The organism is Mycobacterium sp. 050128 (assembly GCF_036409155.1).
Taxonomy (GTDB): domain Bacteria; phylum Actinomycetota; class Actinomycetes; order Mycobacteriales; family Mycobacteriaceae; genus Mycobacterium.
Genome location: NZ_JAZGLW010000012.1, coordinates 1 through 23,273 on the forward strand (window position 1 = coordinate 1; position 23,273 = coordinate 23,273).

At 63.6% G+C, this 23,273-nt stretch carries 18 protein-coding genes and 1 pseudogene; 9 read left to right on the forward strand and 10 right to left on the reverse strand.

Annotated elements, in window-relative coordinates; all coding sequences use genetic code 11:
- Positions 1–382: 382 nt before the first annotated feature.
- Positions 383–1,216 (reverse strand): pyridoxal phosphate-dependent decarboxylase family protein, encoded by an 834-nt coding sequence (locus tag SKC41_RS30760; protein ID WP_330981484.1) that lies wholly within the window; start codon positions 1,214–1,216, stop codon positions 383–385.
- Positions 1,217–1,866: 650 nt separating this feature from the next.
- On the opposite strand from SKC41_RS30760, the gene SKC41_RS30765 reads away from it, so the two are divergent.
- Entirely contained in the window at positions 1,867–3,294 is a 1,428-nt protein-coding gene (locus SKC41_RS30765) for a copper resistance CopC/CopD family protein (RefSeq protein ID WP_330981470.1), read from the forward strand.
- Positions 3,295–3,601: 307 nt separating this feature from the next.
- On the opposite strand, the gene SKC41_RS30770 is transcribed toward SKC41_RS30765, so the two are convergent.
- On the reverse strand, positions 3,602–3,736 hold the full coding sequence (locus SKC41_RS30770) for a hypothetical protein (RefSeq protein ID WP_330981471.1): 135 nt from the start codon (positions 3,734–3,736) through the stop codon (positions 3,602–3,604).
- Between the two features lie 295 nt (positions 3,737–4,031).
- On the opposite strand from SKC41_RS30770, the gene SKC41_RS30775 reads away from it, so the two are divergent.
- The 4 genes from SKC41_RS30775 (at position 4,032) to SKC41_RS30790 (ending at position 7,600) form a co-directional block, all read left to right on the forward strand.
- Complete coding sequence (locus SKC41_RS30775) at positions 4,032–5,201, forward strand: FAD-dependent oxidoreductase (protein ID WP_330981472.1); 1,170 nt, start codon at positions 4,032–4,034, stop codon at positions 5,199–5,201.
- A 7-nt stretch (positions 5,202–5,208) separates the two neighbouring features.
- Positions 5,209–6,015, forward strand: a complete 807-nt coding sequence (locus SKC41_RS30780) for a DUF4396 domain-containing protein (RefSeq protein WP_330981473.1) — start codon at positions 5,209–5,211, stop codon at positions 6,013–6,015.
- A 97-nt stretch (positions 6,016–6,112) separates the two neighbouring features.
- Positions 6,113–6,874: a L,D-transpeptidase gene (locus SKC41_RS30785; RefSeq protein WP_330981474.1), complete on the forward strand. Its 762-nt coding sequence runs from the start codon at positions 6,113–6,115 to the stop codon at positions 6,872–6,874.
- A 348-nt stretch (positions 6,875–7,222) separates the two neighbouring features.
- A complete protein-coding gene (locus SKC41_RS30790) occupies positions 7,223–7,600 on the forward strand; it encodes a BlaI/MecI/CopY family transcriptional regulator (RefSeq protein WP_330981485.1) in 378 nt (125 codons plus the stop codon).
- 153 nt (positions 7,601–7,753) lie between these two features.
- Here SKC41_RS30790 and SKC41_RS30795 read toward each other — a convergent pair.
- Positions 7,754–8,259, reverse strand: a pseudogene (locus SKC41_RS30795) (hypothetical protein).
- A gap of 1,033 nt (positions 8,260–9,292) precedes the next feature.
- On the opposite strand from SKC41_RS30795, the gene SKC41_RS30800 reads away from it, so the two are divergent.
- Positions 9,293–10,021, forward strand: coding sequence for an anti-sigma factor family protein (locus SKC41_RS30800; protein WP_330981486.1), 729 nt, complete (start codon positions 9,293–9,295; stop codon positions 10,019–10,021).
- A gap of 42 nt (positions 10,022–10,063) precedes the next feature.
- On the opposite strand, the gene SKC41_RS30805 is transcribed toward SKC41_RS30800, so the two are convergent.
- On the reverse strand, positions 10,064–10,639 hold the full coding sequence (locus SKC41_RS30805) for a hypothetical protein (protein WP_330981475.1): 576 nt from the start codon (positions 10,637–10,639) through the stop codon (positions 10,064–10,066).
- 1,433 nt (positions 10,640–12,072) lie between these two features.
- Between SKC41_RS30805 and SKC41_RS30810 the strand changes: the two genes are divergently transcribed.
- From SKC41_RS30810 to SKC41_RS30820, 3 genes are all read left to right on the forward strand, one after another.
- Complete coding sequence (locus SKC41_RS30810) at positions 12,073–14,622, forward strand: heavy metal translocating P-type ATPase (protein WP_330981476.1); 2,550 nt, start codon at positions 12,073–12,075, stop codon at positions 14,620–14,622.
- Positions 14,623–14,836: 214 nt separating this feature from the next.
- Positions 14,837–15,142: a metal-sensitive transcriptional regulator gene (locus SKC41_RS30815; protein WP_061559499.1), complete on the forward strand. Its 306-nt coding sequence runs from the start codon at positions 14,837–14,839 to the stop codon at positions 15,140–15,142.
- A gap of 1,894 nt (positions 15,143–17,036) precedes the next feature.
- Entirely contained in the window at positions 17,037–17,954 is a 918-nt protein-coding gene (locus tag SKC41_RS30820) for a universal stress protein (RefSeq protein WP_330981477.1), read from the forward strand.
- A gap of 310 nt (positions 17,955–18,264) precedes the next feature.
- Here SKC41_RS30820 and SKC41_RS30825 read toward each other — a convergent pair whose 3' ends face one another.
- The 6 genes from SKC41_RS30825 to SKC41_RS30850 all read right to left on the reverse strand — a co-directional run bounded on the left by SKC41_RS30825 (position 18,265) and on the right by SKC41_RS30850 (position 22,765).
- Positions 18,265–18,555 (reverse strand): hypothetical protein, encoded by a 291-nt coding sequence (locus SKC41_RS30825; RefSeq protein WP_330981478.1) that lies wholly within the window; start codon positions 18,553–18,555, stop codon positions 18,265–18,267.
- Entirely contained in the window at positions 18,552–19,784 is a 1,233-nt protein-coding gene (locus SKC41_RS30830) for an FAD-dependent oxidoreductase (RefSeq protein ID WP_330981479.1), read from the reverse strand. Before SKC41_RS30830 ends, SKC41_RS30825 begins: the two co-directional genes overlap by 4 nt.
- A gap of 168 nt (positions 19,785–19,952) precedes the next feature.
- Positions 19,953–20,399: a hypothetical protein gene (locus SKC41_RS30835; protein WP_330981480.1), complete on the reverse strand. Its 447-nt coding sequence runs from the start codon at positions 20,397–20,399 to the stop codon at positions 19,953–19,955.
- Between the two features lie 142 nt (positions 20,400–20,541).
- Positions 20,542–21,438, reverse strand: coding sequence for a DMT family transporter (locus SKC41_RS30840; protein ID WP_330981481.1), 897 nt, complete (start codon positions 21,436–21,438; stop codon positions 20,542–20,544).
- Positions 21,431–21,625, reverse strand: coding sequence for a hypothetical protein (locus SKC41_RS30845; RefSeq protein ID WP_330981482.1), 195 nt, complete (start codon positions 21,623–21,625; stop codon positions 21,431–21,433). Before SKC41_RS30845 ends, SKC41_RS30840 begins: the two co-directional genes overlap by 8 nt.
- A 201-nt stretch (positions 21,626–21,826) precedes the next feature.
- Complete coding sequence (locus SKC41_RS30850) at positions 21,827–22,765, reverse strand: hypothetical protein (RefSeq protein ID WP_330981483.1); 939 nt, start codon at positions 22,763–22,765, stop codon at positions 21,827–21,829.
- Positions 22,766–23,273 lie beyond the last annotated feature (508 nt).

A 23,273-nucleotide genomic window follows, 5' to 3' on the forward strand; every position in this document is an offset into this window, starting at 1 on the left:
ATTCAATGAGAAACGTCGCGATCGAAATTCTCATCCAATCTGGGGCAATGCAGGTCAGACTAGTAAATGTGCCCCAGATTCAATGAGAACGGACACCGGTTCTCCTATAGACTTCGGCACGGAGGTATTCACTGTCCCGGTGCAGCATGGAGCTCGGCGACGCCGATGCCCAAGACGCCTTCAAGGCCGACCTGCTTAGCCCTTCGGGCGCAGAACGGTTTGTGCCACAGAGGATATAGCCGCAGCTGAACGATCGATGTCGTCGTCGGTTGTCGCCCAGTTCACTATCGGTATCCGCAGTACGCACTGGCCCTGCCAGATCATCCCGCCTAGCCAGCAGGTTCCGTCGCGCTGGATGGCAGACAGGGCGGCCCGGTTGGCGTCATCTCCGCCTGGAAGTCGCACCAGCACTTGGTTGAGGACGACGTCGTTGACAATCGACGGCGCCGGGGATGGCCGCCAGCCGCTTAGCCATGCGCCGGGCTTGGGCGCAGTTACGTTCGATCAATTCGGCGACACCGGCGCGGCCCGGTGATCGGATGGCGGCGTAGATGGGCACCGCCCGGGCGCGGCGGGAGCTTTCGGCCACGTAGTTGGTGTTGTCACGCTGACCGGAATCGATCACGTAGTAGCGCCCGTCCGCCAATCGCATGGCGGCGACGTGCGCCTCAGCGTCGGCAACGATGGCCATCCCCGCGTCATGGGGCACGTTGAGCCATTTGTGGGCGTCAACGGCCCAAGAGTCGGCGCGCTGGACACAGCGGGTGAGGTGTTGGGTGGCCCGTGCAGCAGCTGCCCACGGGCCGAATGCCCCGTCGATGTGTAGCCAGGCGTTGTGGGTGGTGCAGGCGTCGGCGATCGGTTCGAAGGCATCGAATGCGCCAGTGGCTACGTTTCCGGCCTGGGCGCACACGATCGTGGGTTCCTCTGCCTGGGCGAGCGCGTCGACGAGTGCCTCGGGTTTCGTCCGGCCCTGGTCGTCGGTGCCGATGCGGAGGGGTGTGTTGGCACCCAGACCGAGCAGGCGCAGGGCGGTGTCGATGGCGGGGTTAGCGTGCTCACCGCACAGGATGCGTAGCGGCGGTGCGCCGATGAGCGCACCTTTTCCACGTCCCAGCCGGCCCGGGCCAGCATCGCGTGGCGGGCTGCGGCCAGGCAGGTGGCGTTGGCGCCTTGACCCCCGGTGACAAAGCCGACGCTCGATGTGGCTCGCAATGCTGGTCTGCGTTGCCGCGGGCGCGTCAGTTAGAGCAAGATATGCGAGCTACGCGCGAAAGCCACAATCAGCCGAATATCTACGCTCGCCCGCGCCATTCTCGACGACGTGTTAAATCCTTGGCGTCCAACCGTTTCACGCTATCTGAGTGTCCTCGAACTACGAGTTGGACGCGTACAGTCTCGGCAGTAGCTCGCACTACGATAGCCTACCCCCCTATAGTAGTAGCGGCGAACAGTCGCTAAATCCTACAAAATCCATGAACGAGGCGGTGCGCCAGTGTCTTTGGTCATGCGAGAGCGGGAACCTACTGAAGCCCTAGACTGCAGTCTCGCGAATGTTCGATCTGCGATGGTCGCGCAAAGTGTGTCGGCGGGGTCGGAAAGACACCTCGGGTCTTGCCGCAGAACCGGTCGTCATATCCGCTCCCCCGCCGAGGCTGCCGCGGCTCGGGCCATGGTGGCGACCGGCAATCATAGGCGGCTCTGTTCGAAGCCGACGCGCTCGCGCAGAGCTGATGAAGTGGGCGGAGTAAGCAACGTGCTCAGGCATATCGAGCAAGTTATCGGCCAGAATTGGAGCGTTGCAATTCAATGTCTGGGTGAAACAGACACCTGCACAGGGTATGTCGCGGCGCCAGACCGGGTGCTGTGACCACCTGGCTGCGCCGCCTGATAGCCGGTGCTGGCGTCGCCGCCGCGCTGGCGGTGGCCGGCGTAGGCGCGGGCGTTGCGTGGGCGCACCCAACTTTGGTGTCGGCTGACCCGGCAAGCCAATCCACTGTGAGTGTCTCGCCCGCGTCGATCACCTTATTTTTCAACGAGGCCGTGACTTGCGCGCCCGACGCGATCACCCTGCTCGACGGCTCGGGACGGCAGGTGCCGGTAGGAGCGGCGCGCAGCGAGCGCGACGGTACTGCAATGACGACAAAGCCCCAGCGTCCTCTTGTGCCGGGCGTCTATACCGTGCGGTGGCGAGTGACCGGCAGCGACGGAGATGAGACCGAAGAGGAATTCAGTTTCGCGGTCGGAGTCACCGGGACTCCGGGTCTGGGCCGGCGCGCGAACACCGGTCCGGACTGGGATACAGGCCTGCTTCGGTGGCTGCTGCTCACCGGGTTAGCCATCGCCGTGGGCAGCCTGGTCGCACAGCGCGCCACCGACGCCGTCCGCCAGGAGCAGCCCGCACTCCCCCGGCTGCCCTCGTGGGTGCCTGCGGGCGTGGCCTTGGCACTGGTGGCGGTGATCGGTCTGTTGATACAGCGCGTTAGCGATGCTGGCGCCTTCGCTGCGGTATGGCAGGGCCGCGCTGGGGCCGTTTTGCTGGTGCAAGGAGCAGGTCTCGTGACCGCGGCCGCTTTTGCCAAATTTGGCCGCTGGGCTCTTGCGCCGCTAGCTATTGTCATTGCGGCGGAGGGCATCCGTTCGCACGCCACCATTAATCACGGGCTCTGGGGAGCGGTACTCGTAGGCGTGCATCTGGCCGCCGTCACGGTGTGGGTGGGTGCGCTGCTACACACCACTCGAGCCGTCCTGGCGTGGCGACACCAAGGGGTAGCGGCGCGCTCGGTGATGACGGGCTACGTCCGAATAGCCCTGTGGTCCTATCTACTTGTCGTCGCCACCGGGATCCTCACTGCGTTAGCCGTCGTCTCACTACCTCAGCTGATATCGACGACCTACGGGCGGGTGTTACTGATCAAATTGAGCCTCGTGGCGGCCGCATCGTTGACGGCTCTGGCGGGTCGGCTCATTCACCGTGAAAATATGCGAATCTCGTTGCTAGGCAACATTATACGTGTCGAGACTGGGTTGCTGGCCGTAGTGCTCGCCACCAGCGCTCTTTTGATTTCCACGCCGCCCCCCAGCGGCCAAGCACACCTCACAGAGCCGCAGCCCGCGTCGCCACCCCGCCATGAGCCGGTGGTCCCTGTCGCACCTAGCCCGACCGCCGACGCTCCGCGGAAACCGCCCGCCAGCACGATCGCCCCCTGCACGAAACCATTCTGTGGGCCCGGTCTGACGGTTAGGCGAGAAACTTCCCATCGACGTCGATCCGGCGTAACCGGTCCTAGCTAGCGACCGCCGACGTCGAATCGGAGTGGTCGATGCGCAGCGTATGGCACACCTGTTGGGGTAGCTGAGTTCAGGGTGTGACGACCGATCGGCTGATTTGCACGTCGGATTAGCGCCCAGTTAGATCCAATGCGCCGCAGGAATGTTCACTCAAGATGGCGAGTCGTGTCTGTTGCATACCCCCCGGGGGTGATATTATCACCACCATCATGACTTCCCGGGGAGCCCGCTTTCGGCTGTGGCTGCGCTATGTAAGCGCAGTCGCTGTGCTCTTTTGGGCGGTGAGCCTCGGCGCTGGGTGCCACTTCGTTCATATGACTAGCGCGGCGCCGGCGGTGGCGTCCACGTCGCCAACCCAGGCAGGCCACGAAACGAGCGGCGTCACGGCGTCCCAGGTGTCGAACGCGCACGCATCGACGCCGATCGTCGGCGGATGCCTACTCATACTTCGGACGTCACCGACAACGGACGCGGCTGGGCTTGTCCTCGCTGCCGCAGTCGCGGCTTTGGCTGGCGTAATGGCAGGGTCAGCCATACCGCCTACGCGCGGACCGCCTCCTTCTTTTCACGCCTTAAACGCCATTAGAGGCCGTTCGGGCCGAAGTATTTTGATCCAATTCTGTACCGCTCGTATCTGATAGGTCAGCCCTCAAGCTGTTGCGCTGAATGCTTCGGCTCGTTGGTGTTGTCCGAATCCGTCGCCGCGCAGATCGCGGCGTTGAAACAGAAACGAGAAATTCATGAGTTTTGTCGCGTCTAGCTTCCAGGGTCAAGCAGCGGCGAGAGCCGGGTTGGTGACGGCACGCAAGGACCAGCCAGGTGCGTTGGTCATTGGTGCCGGAGTGAGCGGGTGGACCACCGCGTTGGTGCTGGCTCGCCAGGGCTGGCGAGTCGCTGTGGTCGCCGACCGGTTCGGCTCCGACACGGTGTCGACAGTGGCCGGTGCGCTGTGGGAATGGCCTCCCTCGGTGTGCGGCCGCCATCACGATGACCAGGCTGTGCTTGCCCGTTCAGCCGGTTGGGCAATGCATTCCTATGAGCGTTTCATGAGGCTTGCCGCCGATCCGCGCACCGGGGTAAGTCTTCGGCCCGCGGTCTTCTACTTCTCCCGCTCCGTGCGCGAGGATCCGGCCGAGTTGGAGAAAATGCTCGAGCTCGAAAAGTATGTACCGGGGTTCGCGCATGACGCCGCACTGATCGAAGCCCACGGTGTCAACCCGAACGCCGGGGTCGTCGACGCGTATTCGCATTTGGCACCCACCATCAATACCGACAGGTACCTGACCTGGCTGGCCAGCCAAGCCGAGGCCGAGGGTGTCAAGGCCATCCGGGCCAGTATCTCCGGTCCGCTCGAGGAACACGAGGATCGGTTGCTTTCCGAATACGGAGCTGACCTCATCGTCAACTGCAGCGGCCTGGGAGCGCGTCAGCTGGCCGGCGACCTGGCCATGGACCCGCACCGTGGAGCGCTGTTGCGTGTGATCAACGACGGGTCGTCGATACCACCGGTGACGGCGGCCCATGCGGTAGCCAACAACACCGGTAGCGACGACCAGAACATGGTCTTCATCGTGCCGCGTGGAGCTGACCGGCTGTTGCTGGGTGGGCTCGTCCAACCCGGTGAATACGACACGAACCTCACCCTGGATTACCCGCCGCTGCGCGAGATGCTCGAGCGTTGCACAGAGTTCCTGCCGATTTTGCGCGGTGCCCGGCTGGATCCGGTCGATCCTCTGCGGGTGGGGTTGCGGCCGTTCCGTGAAGGAGGTGTGCGACTCGAAATGCAGCCTGGCACTCGGATCGTGCACAACTACGGTCACGGAGGTGCGGGCGTGACTTTGTCGTGGGGTTGTGCTCACGACGTTGCCGACCTAGCCGGCGCGATGCTAGTGCGGGAGGCTGCCGTCTGAGACGGCCGTGGCGAGGCCGCCGAAAGTGCCGGCGGAAGTTCGTTGTTCGATCGATGGGGAAAGGACCAAGATAATGATGATGATGGCTATGCCCGCCCCAGAGTGGGTGACGGTATTGGGCTGGGTGGTGACGAGCGTCGGGGTGGTGCTGGCCGGTGTCATTCTCGCCGACATCTATGTTGGCGGTCATCGGCAGCCCGTACCCGCGATGGAGGCCGTGTGGCCGATCACCGCGATTTATGCCGGCCCGTTCGCATTGTGGGCCTACTACGGTTGGGGCCGACCAGCGACCCGGAAATGGCAACGGCAACACGGGGAACCGCCTCGGTTGGGTTTTCCCGCGACGGTCGCAGTTGCCACTATTCCCGGTGGCGCCGCGTCAATGATTGGGCACGCGATCGCCATGCCGCTGGTGATGTGGACCGGCATGACCATCGCACACCAGGCGGTGTGGCCGATGATCTTGCTGATTGCGGCGTTCGCCCTGCCGGTGCTGATTGTCTTCGAATACCACTGGCTCTCACGCACCGGCTCAGCGCCGACCGTCGGTCAGCGGCTGCGGGCCGCATCACTGATCTCGACGCTCGCGATTCTTGCGTTCGACGTGGGCATGGGCGCCTCGATGCTGCTTGTGGCCTTTGTATTGAAGTATTCGGGCACGTCGATGGCGCTGTGGCTGATCATGTGGGCCGGCATGTGGCTGGGCTTCGCGACTGCCTATCCCGTGGTGTGGTGGTGGCTCAAGAAGGATGCAACCGCGTCGCTGAGCCCGGCCGAGATCACCGACACAGAGCTAGTTGAGAGAGCACGCTAGCTCAAAACCGTTGCTGTCGGCGCTGCCAACAGGGTCGATGTGTTCGATCGGTAACTCGGCCGCCACAGCAGTACCGAGCAGAAGGAGGGTGAAGGTTATGCGTCGATCGGTTCGTTATCTCGCCGTTGTGGTCGCCCTCGCGGTGACGGCCGCGGCCCGCCCCCCGATTTTCAGTTCGGCGGCCGTCCCCTCCCCTGACGCGGCACCGCGCGTGGCCGAGATCCTTCCCTCCAATGGAGCGCTGGTAGGAGTCGCACACCCAGTAGTGGTGATCTTCACCGCGGCGGTGCCGGCGACTGATCGCGCCGCGATCGAGCGGACCATCCGCGTCACGTCACCGGGTAACATCACCGGTCGCTTCGAGTGGGTCGATGACCATGTCGTGCAGTGGGTTCCGGTTCGCTACTGGCCCGCTCACTCCCATGTCACGGTAAGCGTGCACGAGCTGGGTACGGGATTCGACACCGGCGATGCGCTGCTGGGGGTGGCCAGTATCTCTGCACACACCTTCACCGTCAGCAGGAACGGAGAGGTACTTCGGACCATGCCCGCATCGCTGGGCAAGGCCAGCCGCCCGACCCCGGTCGGCACCTTCACGGTGCTGGAAAAGCAACGCAGTGTAGTGATGGATTCGCGAACCATCGGTATCCCGCTGGACTCTTCAGAGGGTTACAAGCTCACCGTTGAGTACGCGGTGCGAGTCACCTGGGGCGGCGTGTATGTGCACTCAGCACCCTGGTCAGTCACCTCTCAGGGAAACTCCAATGTCAGCCACGGATGCATCAACCTCAGCCCCGACAACGCCGCGTGGTATTTCGAACGCGTCACTATCGGCGATCCCGTGCAAGTCGTCGCATAGCGGGCCGATGTCCAGAAGCCCCTACCCGCACCCCCACCAACCCCCACCAACAGCACGCAGCACCAACCACCCGATTACACGAGGTCCGCCTTCACGACAGCTAACGGCCAACGAGCAATGCTGCGCTAAGTACGAAACCAATAAGACCAGCCCGCGACCCCAATCGCCAGGTCCTGCCCTGGGAGCGCCTATATATTGCCGAGGCTGGGGCCGCGCGCGTGCGGCCAAGATCGGCCGTCGTGGTCGGATACCCGACATTGTGTGTGCACCATAGTTTAATCTACTATGCACGTACGTAGTTGAGTACATCGCGCGGTGTGGGATGCGGGGCCGGTGGGAGGCGTGACGGTGCGGGTGCGCGGGTTCGGAGAGTTGGAAGCCGTGGTGATCGACCGCATCTGGGACCGGGATGGAGCGACGAGCGTCCGCGAAATTTTCGACGAGCTGGCTGCCCAACGCGAGATCGCCTACACCACCGTCATGTCAACCATGGACAACCTGCACACCAAAGGGTGGCTGGCGCGTGAACGAGACGGCAAGGCCTACCGGTACTGGCCGACGTTGACCCGCGAGCAGCACAGTGCCCGGCTTATGCGTGAGGCGCTCGACGGCGGGGGGCGCGCCGAGCTGGTGCTTAGCCACTTCCTCGAACAGATCAGCCCAGAAGAATCCGCGCGGTTGCGTGCTGCGTTGCAGCGGCTGCCCAGACGACGCCGACGCAAGTAAACCATGCCGGGCCCAGGGGCTCTGCCTGCAGCATGTCGAATATGGCTGCCTTGCAGTGGCATTGGTGCGAAGTGACTTCGCGTTCGTCGGCGGCTACGGTGGCCCCATCATGCCGCCGTGTCCCGTCATGCCGCCAGAGCCGCCCAGCATGCCCTACATCATCGCGGGCATCCCGTCGTCGTGGACGAAGCCGCTCACCTCACGGGCGTGAGCACGGATCGGGTCGATCAACGCGGGATCATCACTGGTTTCCTCGGCGATGACGCCCCTAGGTGTCAGGGTCAACCGGCGGCGGTAGCCCCGGGCGTTGCCGAACAGCATCGATAGGCCCGAGCCCATACATATGACCTCCGTGCCGTGGTCAAGATGGGAGTACATGCTCGACACGTGGTCGTGCAGTTGGGCGGCCAGGTCCGGCGAGTTCGACTCGGTGGTGGTGCGCACCCCGCCGGGGATCTCCTCGACCGTGCGACTGATCTCCGTGGGCCGGCGGAACATCTCCGTATACGCGCTCATGTCGGCCGGATTGGCAGCCCATCATGCCGCCGTCGGTCAACCGGATCCGCAGGATCGGCGTCCCGAGCGCGCAGCGCGCGCATATACCCCAGACCGGCCAGCACGCAGGCGCCCAGCGCCGCGCGCCGGGTGAACCTATCCACGTGACACCTCCTGGATACCTCAATCTTGTTGACGGTCAACGAGCTAACGCGACCACCTCAATTTGCACGCCTACATCAGCCTGCCGTAGAAATCGTCTCTCGGGTACCGCCTCGCACGCCAGGCGACGCCGCCACCTGGACGGTGTCAGCAATGAACAGAGCCGACGCGGCCCTTGCTGCGACCGGCCACCCATTTCAGGAGCCAGCTCGATCCCACGTCATCTATCGCGTTCGTCTTGTGCGTCGCCGGGGAGTTGGACGAAACCAGCGTGGCCACAGCGAGATACGAGGCTTACTATCTACGTACAGATGTCGTAGATAATCAGGGTGGTAACGCTTGGGTTGGTGAACTTACCAGGTACTCGACTCGTGTCACAACAGGAGGTGACTGAGTGCCAGGAGCCACCGCAGGATCGGAGTGGCAAGTCGCGGCGATGGCGGCTCTCTCCGACGAGCGCTCCGCCGGCTTATGGCGATACACAATGGGTTTAACGAGCGCCCAGCGTCGCGCCGAAGACGTCGTCCGCGAGCCGCGCCAGCGGAGGCGGCAGCAATCACGAGCCGCAGCCGCCGAACGATCGGCGCGAGGGCCGCTCTTCACCATGGCGCGCAGCGTGCTCGTCGACGAGCGAGGCAGCAACTCAAGCACGCCTCGGGTGACCACTCCTGACGAGATCGGCGCCGCGCTGGGCCAGCTGGTGATCCTCGACGCAATCGGCCAACCGTGGGCCGGGCATCGGGCCGTGATCGAATTGCTCGTGCCATCGGGGATCGACTACCACACGGATTGCTTCAGACGTTCGAATCGCCGCAACGACGGTGAAGTCACGATTCGTGTTATCCCGCCCGGGCACTGCGGGTCACCCTGCACGAGACCGGGTGACACATCGAGCACGCGGCCGCTCATCCGGAGGCCCGTCGGCGGCGAATGCCAAATGGCGCAAGTTGGTTGGCTTGAGCCTAAAGCCGTCCGCCAGCCCGTCCATGCGCCCGAAATCTCAAATGCGGTGCTACCAGCTGGGGATGGAAGATGATGAGGACATCGTTACGCGGTCCCGGCCCGACTGGTGACAACCACCACCACGCGATGTGGGATGCCGCCTACGTCTTGGGATCACTATGCACCACCGATTGGCGCGAATTCGAGGCGCACATGGCCGGCTGCCCGCAATGCCGACAAGCCATCGCTGAACTCAGTGGCATTCCGGCCATGCTGTCACAGCTTGACCGCAATGACATCGCCGCGATCAACAAGGCAGACCAGCCATCCGCCGCATCGGAGATGCCACCGGAGTTGCTCCCAACGCTACTGGCCGCGGTGCATTCGCGTCGCCGCCGAACCCGCGTGATGACCTGGATGGGTTGGGCCGCCGCTGCCATCATTCTGACGATCGGTGTGCTGATCGGGGTTCACAGCAGTTTCTTGACGTCCACCCCGCAGCAGTCGACCGTGTCGGCCCTGCCAATGGACCAGGTCGGGACCACCCTACTGTCCTCGACCGTATCGCTTGACGGCCAGCAGTGGGGTACGACCATCGCGCTGAAGTTCGTGTGCCTGGCTCCACCGGATGCCCCCCACGATACGGTGGCACTGGTCGTGGTAGGTCGCGACGGCAGCCAAACCCGGCTGGCGTCTTGGGTGGCCATCCCCCGCCACACGGCGACACCCACCGGCAGCGTTTCGATGCCGATCAGCCAGATCGCTGCAGTACAAGTGGTTTTGGCCGACAACGGTCACGTGATGCTGCAACGCTCGATATAATTTCGACCGCACGCCGTATCAATTGGTTTCCAAGGCGCAGCGCTATTGGCCCGCCGCGAATTCATAATGGCTGGGTATGGATTCTCCGGGTTGGGGGCTCCCGAAGATCAGCACAATTTCGTCGCGCGCGTTGATGGGCAGGGCCGCAGGGTTGCCGGTGACAGGAGTGCCATTGAGGAAGGCCCGCAGCGTCTTTCCGTTGCCGGTCTGCAAACCGCCGATGCTGTCGGTGGACAGTCCGACGTCCCATTCGGTGAAGAACTCGCCGAGGGTAAACGTCTGCATCACGGGCGATTCGATATGAATCACCCCCGTCGAGTCGTGCGTGTGCACGGGGCTGATTCCCCGCCGGTCGACACCGATCATCGCGGGGACCTCAACGGGTTGCCCGTTAACGCGCACGTCGAGGTGGGCATGAATGTGTTCGACAGTGCCCTCGCGACTGAGCATGGGCAGCCCGGCAGCTCGCACCGCGGCAGCTGCATCGGTCGGAGCGCTCCACGGCGGAGCTGTCTGACGACCGACCGCAGCGGTAACGGGTGGGTTATGCAGCTGCAGAGGAACTGCTTGATTCTGTTGAGAACGAACCGATTTCGCGATGACGAGGATGGCGATCAAGACGACGATTCCTGCTAGGACGATCCGTACCCATCCTCCGCTGCGCCCCCGCGCGCCAGCGTTCCGTGCCGCGACACAGGACCCCTTTCTCCTGCTCGCACCGTTTGGCCTAGCACCTGGCGCGTTTTTCGGCATCTTGAGCCTCCATTTCACAGGGATCATGCGGATGGCCCGGCGGCCTGGCGTTGGATCAGCGGTGGGAGGTCCTGGCCCGGATCGCCCGCAGGACGATCACCGCGACGCGGTGGTGGCGGTCGAACACCATAGTGGTTGCAACCACGCTGATCGGGTAACGGCCCGCCTAAGGCGATCCTGTTGCGCATCGATTGGTCGAAGATGCCGAGATACATGACGAGGCGGGTTCGGTAGTGCGAGGCCGCCTGCTGGCCATCGCGTGCGTCGGTGCGCATCATTAGCCCCATCCGACAGCGCAGGCCAGGGTCGCGAGCCCCGGCACCGCATGTCTCCTCCTCGAATCGACCGTAGACCACCCGGGGCAATCTACGGTCTACGTACCTACACAGTAGTCTATTGCTCGCGCTGAGGCACGCCAATGACCGCGTGGCCGAAGCCCTCAGGGCGCGTAGGCGCCGATTTCTTCAAACGATGACGTGGCCCGGGCCGCCGGTACATTGCACACGAGAATGACAGTAGTGAAGTTACCCACCGGTCGTGTACCGGGTTACCCCATCTCTGCATTCTGGCCGTGGTGACAGGTGGGGCAACGGCATCACCGTTGTCGTCAATGTCGTCAGCTCCAAACCGGCCTCAGGTCACTTTCTTCCCAACGCCGCCGTCAGTCAACACACCTACGCGTGCCCTAATTTCCACGGAATTAGGACTGCAGGGAACAAACGCCATAACTTATCTCGGTGCTCGGGTCGGTCGACACGGCGAAGGAATTGGTCAACGAGCGTTGCGGGTACGGGGTCCGTCGCGCCGAATCCCTCGGAGTGACAACATCGGGTGGTTGGCGATTCTGCCGAATAGAGCCGGCTCGAGCTCACAGGCCAGGACCCTCATCCGCATGAAGCGAATCCGGTAGACCGCTGTCCACCAGGGCGGCGACCCAACCTGCGCTTGTCTGAACTCGGCATCTTCGACCACGTGACGTCAATACCTACCCCGGGGGGGTAGGCTCGGATTATGTTGGACCGGTCATGCGGCGTTCGCGCTTCAGGAGTGCCGAGCACGCCGCCCCGACGCGGCTTAGCGTCCGCCAATGGGTTCTCCAAAACACGTGCTGTCGTCCACGGCTGTGGGCTCGTGGCGGTGTCACGCCCTGGGGGTCGCCGTGGTGTCATCCGTCAGCAGCTGTCTGGGGTGTCGACGCCTGGGGCGTATCAGATCTTGCCGAAGGAGCTGGCGGATAGGCCATCTGGGCCATCCACAGCCTACTTCCTAATTCGTCTCAGTTGATTGAGGAGTTAAAGATGTCCGGTGTCGACGTTGCCGTTCTGGTTGGGACGGCGTTGGTGATCGCGGGGTTGGCGTGGTATTTCTTTGCCCCGCGACGCGCGCAGGCCGCTACCGTCGGCGGTGGTGTGCAGCGGCTTCAGATTAGGGTGAGCGGTGGGTATAGCCCAAACGTCGTAGAGGTGCGCCAAGGTGTTACGGTGGAGATCGAGTTCGATCGGCAAGAGACCGGGGATTGCACATCGCGGGTCGTATTTCCCGACCTCCATTTGTCGGCGGCGCTGCCCGCTTACCAGCGCACCACAGTGCGGTTTACCCCGGAGCAGGCGGGATCGTTCGGGTTCGCCTGCGGCATGAACATGGTCTCAGGCACACTCGTCGTCACCCCCAACGACCTGGCCACGCCCCCTGGCGAATCTGAAACGCCCACCGCCGCTTCAGGTTGCGCGCCAGCCGATGGTGTGGCCGAGCCGGCCGCCGCCGAGATCGAGGCTACCCAGGCCGAAGAACGTCGCGCCGAGAGCGCCGACCTGGTCCGTAGGGTGGTGATCGGCGCGGCATTTACCCTTCCGGTGCTGTATGCGGTAATGGCTCACCCCTTGGGCGCGAAGTGGGTGCCGGGGATCTTGTTCGACCATTGGGTGCAGCTTGCCTTCATCACCCCGGTGATGTTTTACGTGGGGTGGCCGATCCACCGCACCGGCTGGCTGGCGTTGGCGCACCGCAGCGCCGACATGAACAGCCTCATCACATTGGGCACCCTGGCGGCCTATGGTTACAGTCTGTTGGTCACCGTCGCCTCTGGGGTCTTGCCGGCCGAAGTTCGCGACGTGTATTTCGAGGCGGTCGGAGTGATCCTGACCCTGATAATGCTGGGCCGATTGCTGGAAGCCCGCGCCAAGGCTGGCACCGGTGAAGCTATCCGCGCGTTACTCGGGTTGCAAGCCCGCACGGCCCGTGTCGTGCGGGGCGGCATCGAAACCGAGCTTCCCGTCGATGAGGTCATCGTCGGCGACCAGATCGTGATCCACCCCGGTGAGAAAATCCCGGTCGATGCAACAGTGTTGTCTGGGCAGTCTGCCGTTGACGAGTCGATGGTGACCGGCGAATCGATACCAGTCACCAAATACACTGGCGACGCTGTCATCGGCGCGACGCTCAACACCACCGGGTCGTTGCGGGTGCGTGCAACCAAGGTCGGTGCGGACACCATGCTGGCCCAGATCGTCCGCATGGTGCAGCAGGCACAGGCATCCAGAGCGCCGATCCAGCGGCTAGCCGACGCCATCTCGGCCTACTTCGTGCCGGTCGTGATTGCTACTGCCCTCATCACCTTCGTAATCTGGTTCATCGCCGGACCGACACCCACGTTGACCCAAGCGTTGGTATCGGCAGTGGCGGTGCTCATCATCGCCTGCCCTTGCGCACTGGGCCTGGCAACCCCGCTATCGATTATGGTCGCCACCGGCAAAGGCGCCCGCGCAGGCATCTTGATCCGCTCGGCGGAGGCACTGGAGACCGCGCAAAAGCTCGATACCATCGTGCTGGACAAGACCGGAACCATCACCACCGGCAAACCTGCTCTCACCGACGTCCACGCGACCGGGACCGTGGCGGAGAACGAACTGCTCATGCTGGTTGCCGGAGCCGAAGCCGACAGCGAGCACCCCATAGCCAGCGCGGTAATAGCCGGTGCCCGTGGCCGCGGCATCACCGTTCCCGCCCCAGCGGCGTTTGATTCAGTCACCGGCAAAGGGGTCCAGGCTACGGTCGCTGGCCGTAGTGTCCTGGTTGGCACCGCGACCTTGCTGGCTGAAAACGGTATCGACACAGCCGAACTCGAGCAGATCAGCACCGAGCTCGCAGCCGCGGGCAAGACCCCGGTACTCGCCGCGGTCGACAGCTACCCGGCCGGCGTCATCGCCGTGGCCGACACCGTTAAGGGCGACTCCGTCTCCGCCATCGCCGCACTACGCGAGTTGGGTCTGCACGTGGTGATGATCAGCGGGGACAATGCCCGCACGGCAGCCGCGATCGCAGGCCAGGTCGGGATCGACCGAGTGCTCGCCGAGGTCTTGCCCGAACACAAAGCGGGTGAGGTCCGCCGGCTGCAAGCCGAAGGACGCCAGGTCGGTATGGTCGGTGACGGTATCAACGATGCTCCCGCCCTAGCCCAAGCCGACGTCGGATTAGCGATCGGCACCGGCACGGATGTGGCCATCGAAGCCGCCGACATCACCCTAATTTCAGGGTCACTGGCCGGGGTGGTTACCGCGATCCGGCTCTCCCGCGCCACCATGCGCAACATCCGGCAGAACCTCTTTTTCGCCCTGATCTACAACGCCGTTGGCATACCGCTCGCAGCCGGCGCGCTGTATCCGCTGCTGGGGCTGCGGCTCTCACCGATGGTCGCCGCCGCCGCGATGGCCCTATCGTCACTATCAGTCGTCGGCAACGCCAACCGCCTACGCCGCTACCCCATCAAGCCGCTGCCGACCACTGAGGCACCCGCGGTCGAACCCCACAGGGAAGTCGGCGCTGGTCAACGCGAATCCCTCGCCACGTAGGTCTGGCCTGTGACACAAACGCCGGGGCGGCCACGAAGATCACGTCGCTTCCCCCGGCGGCCTTGGCTGACGTCACTAATCGCGCGAACGCACGCGCAGGCACGAAACCGATATTCTATAAACCCCGCAGGCTAGACTAGGCGTCAGTGGTCTCATTGGTAGCCGACCTACTGGTCACCGCAGCGGCAACGCCGAGAGCGACCCGTCGACGAAAATGCTGGGAGGCCAGTTGGAAACCACACACGGATATGTTGCGCACAAGGACGGCTACGCCAAACGGCTGCGCCGAATCGAAGGCCAGGTCCGTGGCATCGCGAAGATGATCGACGACGACAAGTACTGCATCGACATCCTCACCCAGATCAGCGCAGCCAGCAGCGCTCTGCGAGCCGTGGCTCTAAACTTGCTCGACGATCACCTGGATAATTGCATAAGTCAAGCGATTACCCACGGAGGCGACGAAGTCGAAGTGAAGCTGGCCGAGGCCTCTGCCGCCATTGCCCGGCTGGTTCGCTCCTAATTGATGGCGTGTAAGCGGCGAGCCTCTGCCGCCACTCACGCCTCCAACGCATGCGCTCGCCGGGGCGCACACCATTGGCGTCCCATGCCGACAAACTCCACGACGCATTTCACGTCCACGAGCTTGCTGATCACGCGCATGGGCTCAGGCCACCTAGCCCTGGGAGGCTCCCAGCGCATCATCGTGGGGCGTCGACTGCGCCGCAGGCACGCCGATGCAGGACCCGGTCCGTAGCGATCTGCGTGGTGTCGGGGATGGGATCCTGCTGCCCCGCAAGACATTAGGCACCATCAAGACCAACTAGTGCTCCGGCTCTGCACCATCGCCCCCGCTGCCAGCGCCCCGGGCTGCTTGACCCGCTACGCACTGCCGCCGCAATGGGGTTTTCCCGTTTATTTGTCGTGAGCAACGGTCCTGACTGCGAACCCTTCAACCTCGGGCCATCGATTCGGCACCTCCGCGCACTCCGAGATTGGCCATTCATCGGACCTTAAACACAAAAATATCTCGGCCGCGGACACTACCCGAAAAGCCGTGTGCGCTCAGGGCCTTGGGTTTGTGCGCGGCACCGGGGGCGTAGGGTGCGGCGACACGATTAAGCCCGTGGGGGGTGCTCCCGCTCCGTCGACACCGCCAGGAGCCGCAAAGTCGGGACCGCCTGGGGCGGGCGGCGCCGGCGTCACGCTCGAAGCAGGGTCCGCAACTGGTGTGGTCGTACTGCTTGCCAATTCGCTGCCGCCAAATCCGACCGCTAAAACTAACGCTGCCGCTCCGCCGAACAGCGCGATCGCCGCTTTCGTTTGAGATTTCATCAGACTCTCCTGTGTTTGGTCGTTCGTCCTAACAACCCCAATGTTGCATGCAGATACCCCCACGGGGTAGGGACTTAGGTCCCCGCAGTTAGGGCAATCAGGCCTTCCAAGTGGCGGTGGAATTTGCACGGTGACGGCGGCGTTCCCGCGAATTCGTTCGCCGAAACGTGACGGCATAACGAGGTGAGGCAACACCGCCGCCAGGGTGGTCCAGTCCAGCATGACGCCGCCGATCTCGAAGGGCATGGGCAGGATGGTGAGAAATTCACCCAATTCGGTAGTTGGCGCGATCAAGCCGCGTGGTATAGGTGATGACCGTTCGCAGGGTTCGCGGGCACGCTGCGCTGCAAAAGGCGAAGGGGATCGAGGCAGCGCGGGGGTTTACGGGTCCGCCTGATCTAACGATGATCCCGCCTGCGTCAGGTTAGCCATTGGTAACGTTGCGGGAGATAACCCAGGAATTAGGCCGCGCTACACCGATCTCCAGTTACCAACCCACCTGCGCGGATGTGCGGCATCGACCGTCGGGGACCCATTCCCGCGGAGCCCTACTGCCTCGTGAAATATCCGCCATCACAGGAGGCCCGCTCCTTCGCCTCGACACCGCCATGGAGGCTGGATTGCCTTTCACAATAGGGACCGAATGCCCTACCCCCGGAGGGCATCGGCTGGAAGACTTTGTCTTCGCACGAACACCCAATCACGAGCGGAGAGCGCGATGTTATCTCAACCGAAAGCGGCGATCGCGCTGGCCGGCGGCGCTATCATGTTTGCGTTAGCAGCCGGGATCGGTAGCGTTGTGTTACGAGGCAACACAACGCTACCCGCGCAGACCGCTGCCCCAACTTCCACCGTGGCGCCCCATCCATCACCGATCACTCCTGACCGCGCGACACGCAATCCTCCTGAATGCGTCGAGCCCTACTGTGGCGTCCTGTTAAACCCGCCACCGCGCGGGGACGCACTGTGGATGCCCCGCGGAGCACCATGAGACCGTCGACCCCGCTGTTCGATGTTCGTACGCAACGCATTACACAGCCTCGCGATCCCCGTAGTCGCCGTCCCCACGGAAGGACAGTCAGATGGCCAGCAACAACCACCATTTCGGCGTGCTGGTTGGTGTCGACGGGTCAGCTGGTTCCGATGCCGCCGTCCGCTGGGCTGCGCGCGAATCAGTGCTTCGTAAGCGGCGGCTCACGCTTATGCACGCCTCACCCCGATCGCCACTACCGCGCCTCGCTCCTTTCACTCCCACAGAGGCGCAGCACCGCCACGAAACTGACCTGCAAGCCATCAACGACCGTGCGACCAGGATCGCAGAAAGCGCTGTCGGAGAAGCTCATCCAGCGGAAATCGACAGTCAGTTGCACTTTTCCCCGCCCATGCCGACTCTGGTCGATATGTCTCGAGCCGCGGACCTCGTCGTCGTAGGCGCCCGTGGACTGGGCACCGTGCGTCGCGTATTGCTGGGCTCGGTCAGCGCCGGACTGATCCATCGAGCCCATTGCCCTGTCGCCGTCATTCACCGGGAGGTTTCGGCCCCGTCGCCGGCTGCCGTTGGTGGGCCCGTGCTGTTGGGCGTCGATGGATCACCAGCGTCGGAATTGGCCACTGCAATCGCATTCGCAGAAGCCTCGATGCGGGGCGCTCGATTGGTGGCTCTACACGCGTGGACCGACACCGATGCAGCCCAGGTTGCGAGCATGGAAGACTCCGTGCAGCAAGCGGCAGCCAAGGAAGTCCTCGCCGAAAGACTCGCCGGCTGGCAGGAACGCTATCCCGACGTCAGCGTGCTCCGCGCTGTTGTGTATGACCAGCCGGCCGCCCACCTGCTTGAGCGTTCCAAGTCAGCCCAACTCCTCGTCGTCGGCAGCCACGGCCGCGGCGGATTCGCCGGAATGATGCTCGGCTCAGTCAGCTCCGCAGTGGCTCAAGCGGCCCGCATACCGGTGATCGTTGCGCGCCACCCCAAGCATCAGCAACGGTCTGCGAATCAGTAAAGCCACGCGCGTTTGGTTTCGCGAATCAGCCACACCAACCTAGACATCACAGCGGTTTTGGGGAGTTATCTAGCAGTCGTTGGGTCCATTATATGGCCGGCCCCGACGGGGGGAACGAGCTGGCCAGTGACGTAATACCACGCGCAGCGAGCGCTGCGCATCATGTGAGCCTAGTCGTGTAATAGCCCGGCGCTCAACGCTTCCCGTACGGCCAGACGCCAACGGGCCACCACCGCGCCAACGTGTATCTGCCCCGAATTGCACCTCGGCGGATATGTCACGAAACCGATCATCTCCTACTTCGAGGGTATTAGCACTGCCTCGGCCGGCGCCCCTTACGCTTGGGACAATTGTTCGCGACAACAAACCGAGGGGCGTGCACATCGGGTTGGCTGGGCATTTCTTTCGCGCCCGCAGAACCACCGGCCGGTGCACTAATAGAGATCGCGGAGATCGGCCAACCTGCTTCCATCGCGGGCAGCGGCGGCCGGCCACCGCCCAGATCGATGTCTGCGATCATGACGCCGGCCACCATCATCGCGAGAATGGTCACGACCGATGGCAAGGGCGTCATCCACGTCGGTGCGGGCTTTGTCATCATTGTTTTAGTCCTTCCTGTGGCGACGCAGGCGCTGAATCCTGTTGAAACACTTGCGATTTATTCATGAAGAGGCCGAGTGGGCTCGCCGCTTCGCTGTTGCTGTGACGGCGGGTTTTGAGACGGCGCTGGTGAGCGAGCAACACGGCGGCCAGGTCAGCAACCTCGCGGGCGCAGCCCCACGACAGGGTGACGCCGGCGTCGCCGTGGCCGTAGTTGTGAACGATGCAAGCGTCGGGTTCGATCTGCAGTCGTACCCCACCTTCGCGGAACGGCTGCAGGCCCACCCATAGCGGGTCGAACGAGTCCAGTTGGGCAACCCGCAAAGTCGGCAGGAATTCGGTGCAGCGGTCGAGCATCTCGCGCAGCGGCGGGTAGTTGTCCAGCGTGAGATCGGTGTCGAATTTGCCCGGCTCCACCAGAGCGCCCAACAAAAGTCGATCAGCACCGCGGGGTGCAATGAAGACGGCGTCGTGGTTGTCCGTGCTCGGATCGCCGGCCACCGCGTGCACCGCGGTCACGCGCGGCATGGAGGTGCCGTCATTGACTACCCGTAACAGCGCAGCCCGGTGCGGTTGCACGGTCGGATCGCAGGCCAATTCGCGGGCTCCCAAACCAGAGCAGTTCACAATCAGGTCTGTCCCGAATTCGGCCAGCAGCTTGTCGTGCTGCTCGGCTAGCGGGCCGCAGATGCTGCGCCGAACGACGGTCACGCCGGCGGCTTGGGCCTGCCCAGCTAGCCATCTCAGATACTTGGCGGTATCGATGGTGGGTGCCGGATAGGAATAGGCGTCCACCACCCCACAGCCCGCGTTGACACCGTATTCGGCGATCAGCCCGACGTCGTGCACAAACCCGGGCAGTAGCTGCTTGACGACGGCCATTTTCGTCATCGCAGCCCGATCCTGCTCGATGGGGCGTGAGAAATAGAACACCATGGGTCGCACGATGACGCCGGTGCGGTGATCGGCGGCTAGTCCGCTGAAGCGCAGGTAGGAATCCAACGCCCACACGGCCGCGCGAGCATGCACCGCCTGATTGTGGTGGCGACCGCACACCGATGGTGGCCACTCCCACACAGCGCCCGCGACACTCGACACCGTGTCAGCGTCAAAGCGGTTGGCCGCTACGACGACTCGCCATCCTCGCCGGGCCAACACCAGTGCGGTGGTCCCTCCACTGATACCGGCCCCGATCACCAGTGCGCTCGGCTGATGTGTTCGCGCCCTCACAACCGCACCTCCCGTCGGCGCTTGTCCTTGATGGACAAGAGCTAGTTAGTAGGCCCAGATAGGCCGGACTCATGTTCTGTGGTGAACGCCGCGAGCAGGGTTGTGGCGACGACTACCGACAGCAGCAAAAGCCGCGGGGCAACCCACCCACGGCTTAAGACTTAGCAATCAGGTACGAGTGATGCAAAAGCGGGTCAAGATACTTCGACCCGAACGAGGAAAGGCAAAGGCGATAGGCCGCGGCGGGCCGCGGGCTGCTAACACCACAGGCCAAGTCAGCGACCCGGTCAACAACACCAGCGCGAGAACAGCGGCGAGCGCAACGAGATCGGTTGTTGCGCAGGACTGTACGGCATGCTTGCATCCGCGATCGATCAGCAGGTCCGAGCCGTCGCCAACCGATGCAGACTGGACTACTGCAACGCCGCTATGGTCGCTGACCGCAGTGGAGATCGACGAACTTCGAACACCGGAAACGCCCATATCGGACATGCTCATAGCGGGAAAGCGACACCCGCCGGCCACGGCGATCACCCAGAAGACGGCCGCCACCACGGTGGTATAGCGCAGCCACCTTCTGTAGCGAGCAATTTTCACGATCATGGCAACACCCACGCTAGCACCCCCCGGGGGTATTGAACAGAAGCGGCACGTAACGGCGACGAAACAACAAGGCATCACGTCGGGATCGACTGGGGTGGTCCGCATGTTTCTACACCAGTGCCAGTCCCTGTGTGCGCGACGGAAGTCCGGAGCTTTAGTTTCCGGTGTCCGCATGCCGATGAGGCAGCAGGATGATCGGCATCGCAGCCAGAACGAGGCACAGGCCGATGCCCTGCATCTCAGTGAGCCGATCATTGAGCAGGACCCAACTGAAGGCGACCCCGAAGACCGGGGTGAGTATGGTCCATGCGCTCAGCGTCACCAGCGGTGCCCGCTGCAGCTCGCTGAACCAGATCATGTAGGGCAACGCGGTACTGGCCAAGGCCAAAAACAACAGGGCCGCAACAAAATGCGGTGTCCACGACACGGCAGGCACGCCCTCCACCGCGGCGGCCCAGCTGGCTAACGCGATACCGCCGCACACCAACTGCCACGCTGAGAACATCACCACGTCAACGCCGGCGCCGAGTCGGCGCGCCAGCAGCGTACTAGCGGTGATCGCCACCGACGCCGCGAGTGCCGACAACGCGCCGCTGCCCGTGCCGGCCGGAATTGCCGCCACGATCAGCCCGAGGAACCCGACCACCAGCCCCGCCATGGCCCGCGGCCGTGGCCGCTCTCCATACAGCAGCCAAGCGGGTAGCACGATCAGGACTGGCTGCGCGTTGGACAGTACCGCCGCCACGCCGCCAGCCACTCCGGCGGTGCCAGCGAACATCGCAGCGAACGCCACACTCACATTGACCAACCCCAAGACCACGACGCCGGGCCAGGCCGACCGCGGTGGCGCCGGGCGCCGACCACACCAACCGACCGCCAACAACACCCCGCCAGCCAGCAGGGCCCGCAGCGCCGCGAACCACAAGATCGGAGCATCAACTAGCCCATAGCGGATCCCCACGAAACAGGCGCCCCAGCCCGCAGTCACGATCAGCATCCTCCCCGGCCGCGGCGGTCGCAGCCGCGCCGAGACGACCGAAGCGTCAGCCACGGATATCACCACCGGCGACCAGCCACCGTGGCTGGTGAGGATGCCCAGTCGGGTCGGCCGCGATGCATGCCCACCGCAGGGTATGGCAGCAGAACAAGAGGTCGGCGATCATCGGCGTGGGCACGACCACGATCGTCTTGGCCTCACCCCGGCCGGCGCATCGTTTGCTCGTGATCGAGGCAGCCACGCTCTGTGCTGATTTTCGTGTCGTACCACCCTCACCGCTTGAGCCCCGCACGGTGTGATGATGACACGCACCAGCGCTGCCGCATGAACAAAAATGACCCGTACACATCGGAAGCGAACCCGGCTGTACACAACACGCGGTGAAACGCGGCCGGGTCAGACATGTCGCTGGCGCGTTCGGTGATGGCGGTGCGGTCCTGGTCTACTGAAAGGTGAGTTCGGGCGGTATTTTGGCCATATCAGCAGTCCCCGACAAGAATTCGATGACATCCTCCTGCTCGGTAGCCCCGGCCGACGTTCTGGCGGTCACCGGGACGGTGACTTGACCGGAGAACGTCACGGTCAGACGGTAAGGGTCAAAATCGTTGAGCTTGACCGCGCTTAGGTCGGCGCTCCCCCAGGCGGCGGTACCCTCGGCCAGGCCGCTGGACTCGAGATGCACCGGGCAGCCCCAAGGTGCCAACAGATTGGATTGTTGACAATTGGCCATCTCTATAGCCAGCTGCGCGCTCACAGCGGCGCGTCCCTTATCCGACAGCGCGAAGGTGGGATGGACCCAGAATGGAGCCATGGGCGTGAGTTGGTCGAGCAGAAGCGGTTGGACCGTCACCGTCAAATAGGCGTTGGTGGTGCCGATGTCGATCCACCCGGGAAACACATAAACCGTGGCCGCGCTAATGGGCTTGCCAAATAGCGTGAGTGTTTTCGCGGCGACGTTGCCTACCGAAGCACCCAGGCCCGGTGTGAACTTGAACGCCGCCGAAGCCAGCTTCCAACGGTTGTGGTCCGTCCTCAAATCCAAAGTTGCGTCTGAGGTTTGATCACCGAAGGCGACGACCACATGCACATGAGCCATGCTCAATGCCGCGTTGGGTGCCGTCGAGTTGTCGTGCACGATCCGAATATTGCGGATTGGCCATTGCGCGACTTGCTTTTTGAGGGTGTCGCTGTTCAGAAATTCCGTGATGGCAGGCTGTTCCGTGCCATAGGACAGGGCCGTCTCGGCGTCACCACGGGCGAGTGCTTCCAGGTAGCTTCTGACCGCATCGCCGGCTGACCGGGCGGCCTGCCCGTCGCGCCGGTCGGCCACAGTGAGGACCAACACGACTGCCACCGCTACCAGCATTGCGCCGGCGCTCATCACTGCGATGAGTAGCCGTTTGCGGCTCGTGCGTGCCGTGGGAACCCGCGGCCACCAAAACGCAGGCGAACCCGACACAACCTGGTGGTCAGCGCCGGGGGGCACCGGCCGCGGTTGCCCCGTCGGCATTGACGGCGACACATCCAGTGACCCGAGATCCCGCGCGGGATCATTCGGACCGTGTTGGCATGGCCCGATCCCGCCCGGCGGGTCCTGGTCGGTCTGATTGGATCCGCGTTCTGCCTCCGGGTCGTCGAAACACTCACCCGACCAATCGGTCACCGCAACCTCCGAGGACATTGAATCCGTGTTGTTCGTGATCTTTTCAGTTGTTCGCCAGCGGCATCGTCTTGACAGATGCAGGCGACTGCAAGTGACAGGGCTCCGCTGCCCAGGCTTTTCGCCTCGTGTGTCTCCAGGCGCTTCGGGTGACAGCCTGCTCGAGGTGCTCCAGCGCATCCCGGCCGAATGTAGCGGGCCGTCGGCAACCCGCCACCGGTCAGTGATG

What these genes read in the sequence shown, in the direction of transcription:
- SKC41_RS30785 (WP_330981474.1), top strand. Translation starts at nt 6,113, where the DNA reads ATGCGTCGATCGGTTCGTTATCTCGCCGTTGTGGTCGCCCTCGCGGTG.
- SKC41_RS30820 (WP_330981477.1), top strand. Translation starts at nt 17,037, where the DNA reads ATGGCCAGCAACAACCACCATTTCGGCGTGCTGGTTGGTGTCGACGGG.
- SKC41_RS30770 (WP_330981471.1), bottom strand. Translation starts at nt 3,736, where the DNA reads ATGAGTAGGCATCCGCCGACGATCGGCGTCGATGCGTGCGCGTTCGAC.
- SKC41_RS30775 (WP_330981472.1), top strand. Translation starts at nt 4,032, where the DNA reads ATGAGTTTTGTCGCGTCTAGCTTCCAGGGTCAAGCAGCGGCGAGAGCC.
- SKC41_RS30815 (WP_061559499.1), top strand. Translation starts at nt 14,837, where the DNA reads ATGCTGGGAGGCCAGTTGGAAACCACACACGGATATGTTGCGCACAAG.
- SKC41_RS30850 (WP_330981483.1), bottom strand. Translation starts at nt 22,765, where the DNA reads ATGAGCGCCGGCGCAATGCTGGTAGCGGTGGCAGTCGTGTTGGTCCTC.
- SKC41_RS30825 (WP_330981478.1), bottom strand. Translation starts at nt 18,555, where the DNA reads ATGATGACAAAGCCCGCACCGACGTGGATGACGCCCTTGCCATCGGTC.
- SKC41_RS30800 (WP_330981486.1), top strand. Translation starts at nt 9,293, where the DNA reads ATGAGGACATCGTTACGCGGTCCCGGCCCGACTGGTGACAACCACCAC.
- SKC41_RS30810 (WP_330981476.1), top strand. Translation starts at nt 12,073, where the DNA reads ATGTCCGGTGTCGACGTTGCCGTTCTGGTTGGGACGGCGTTGGTGATC.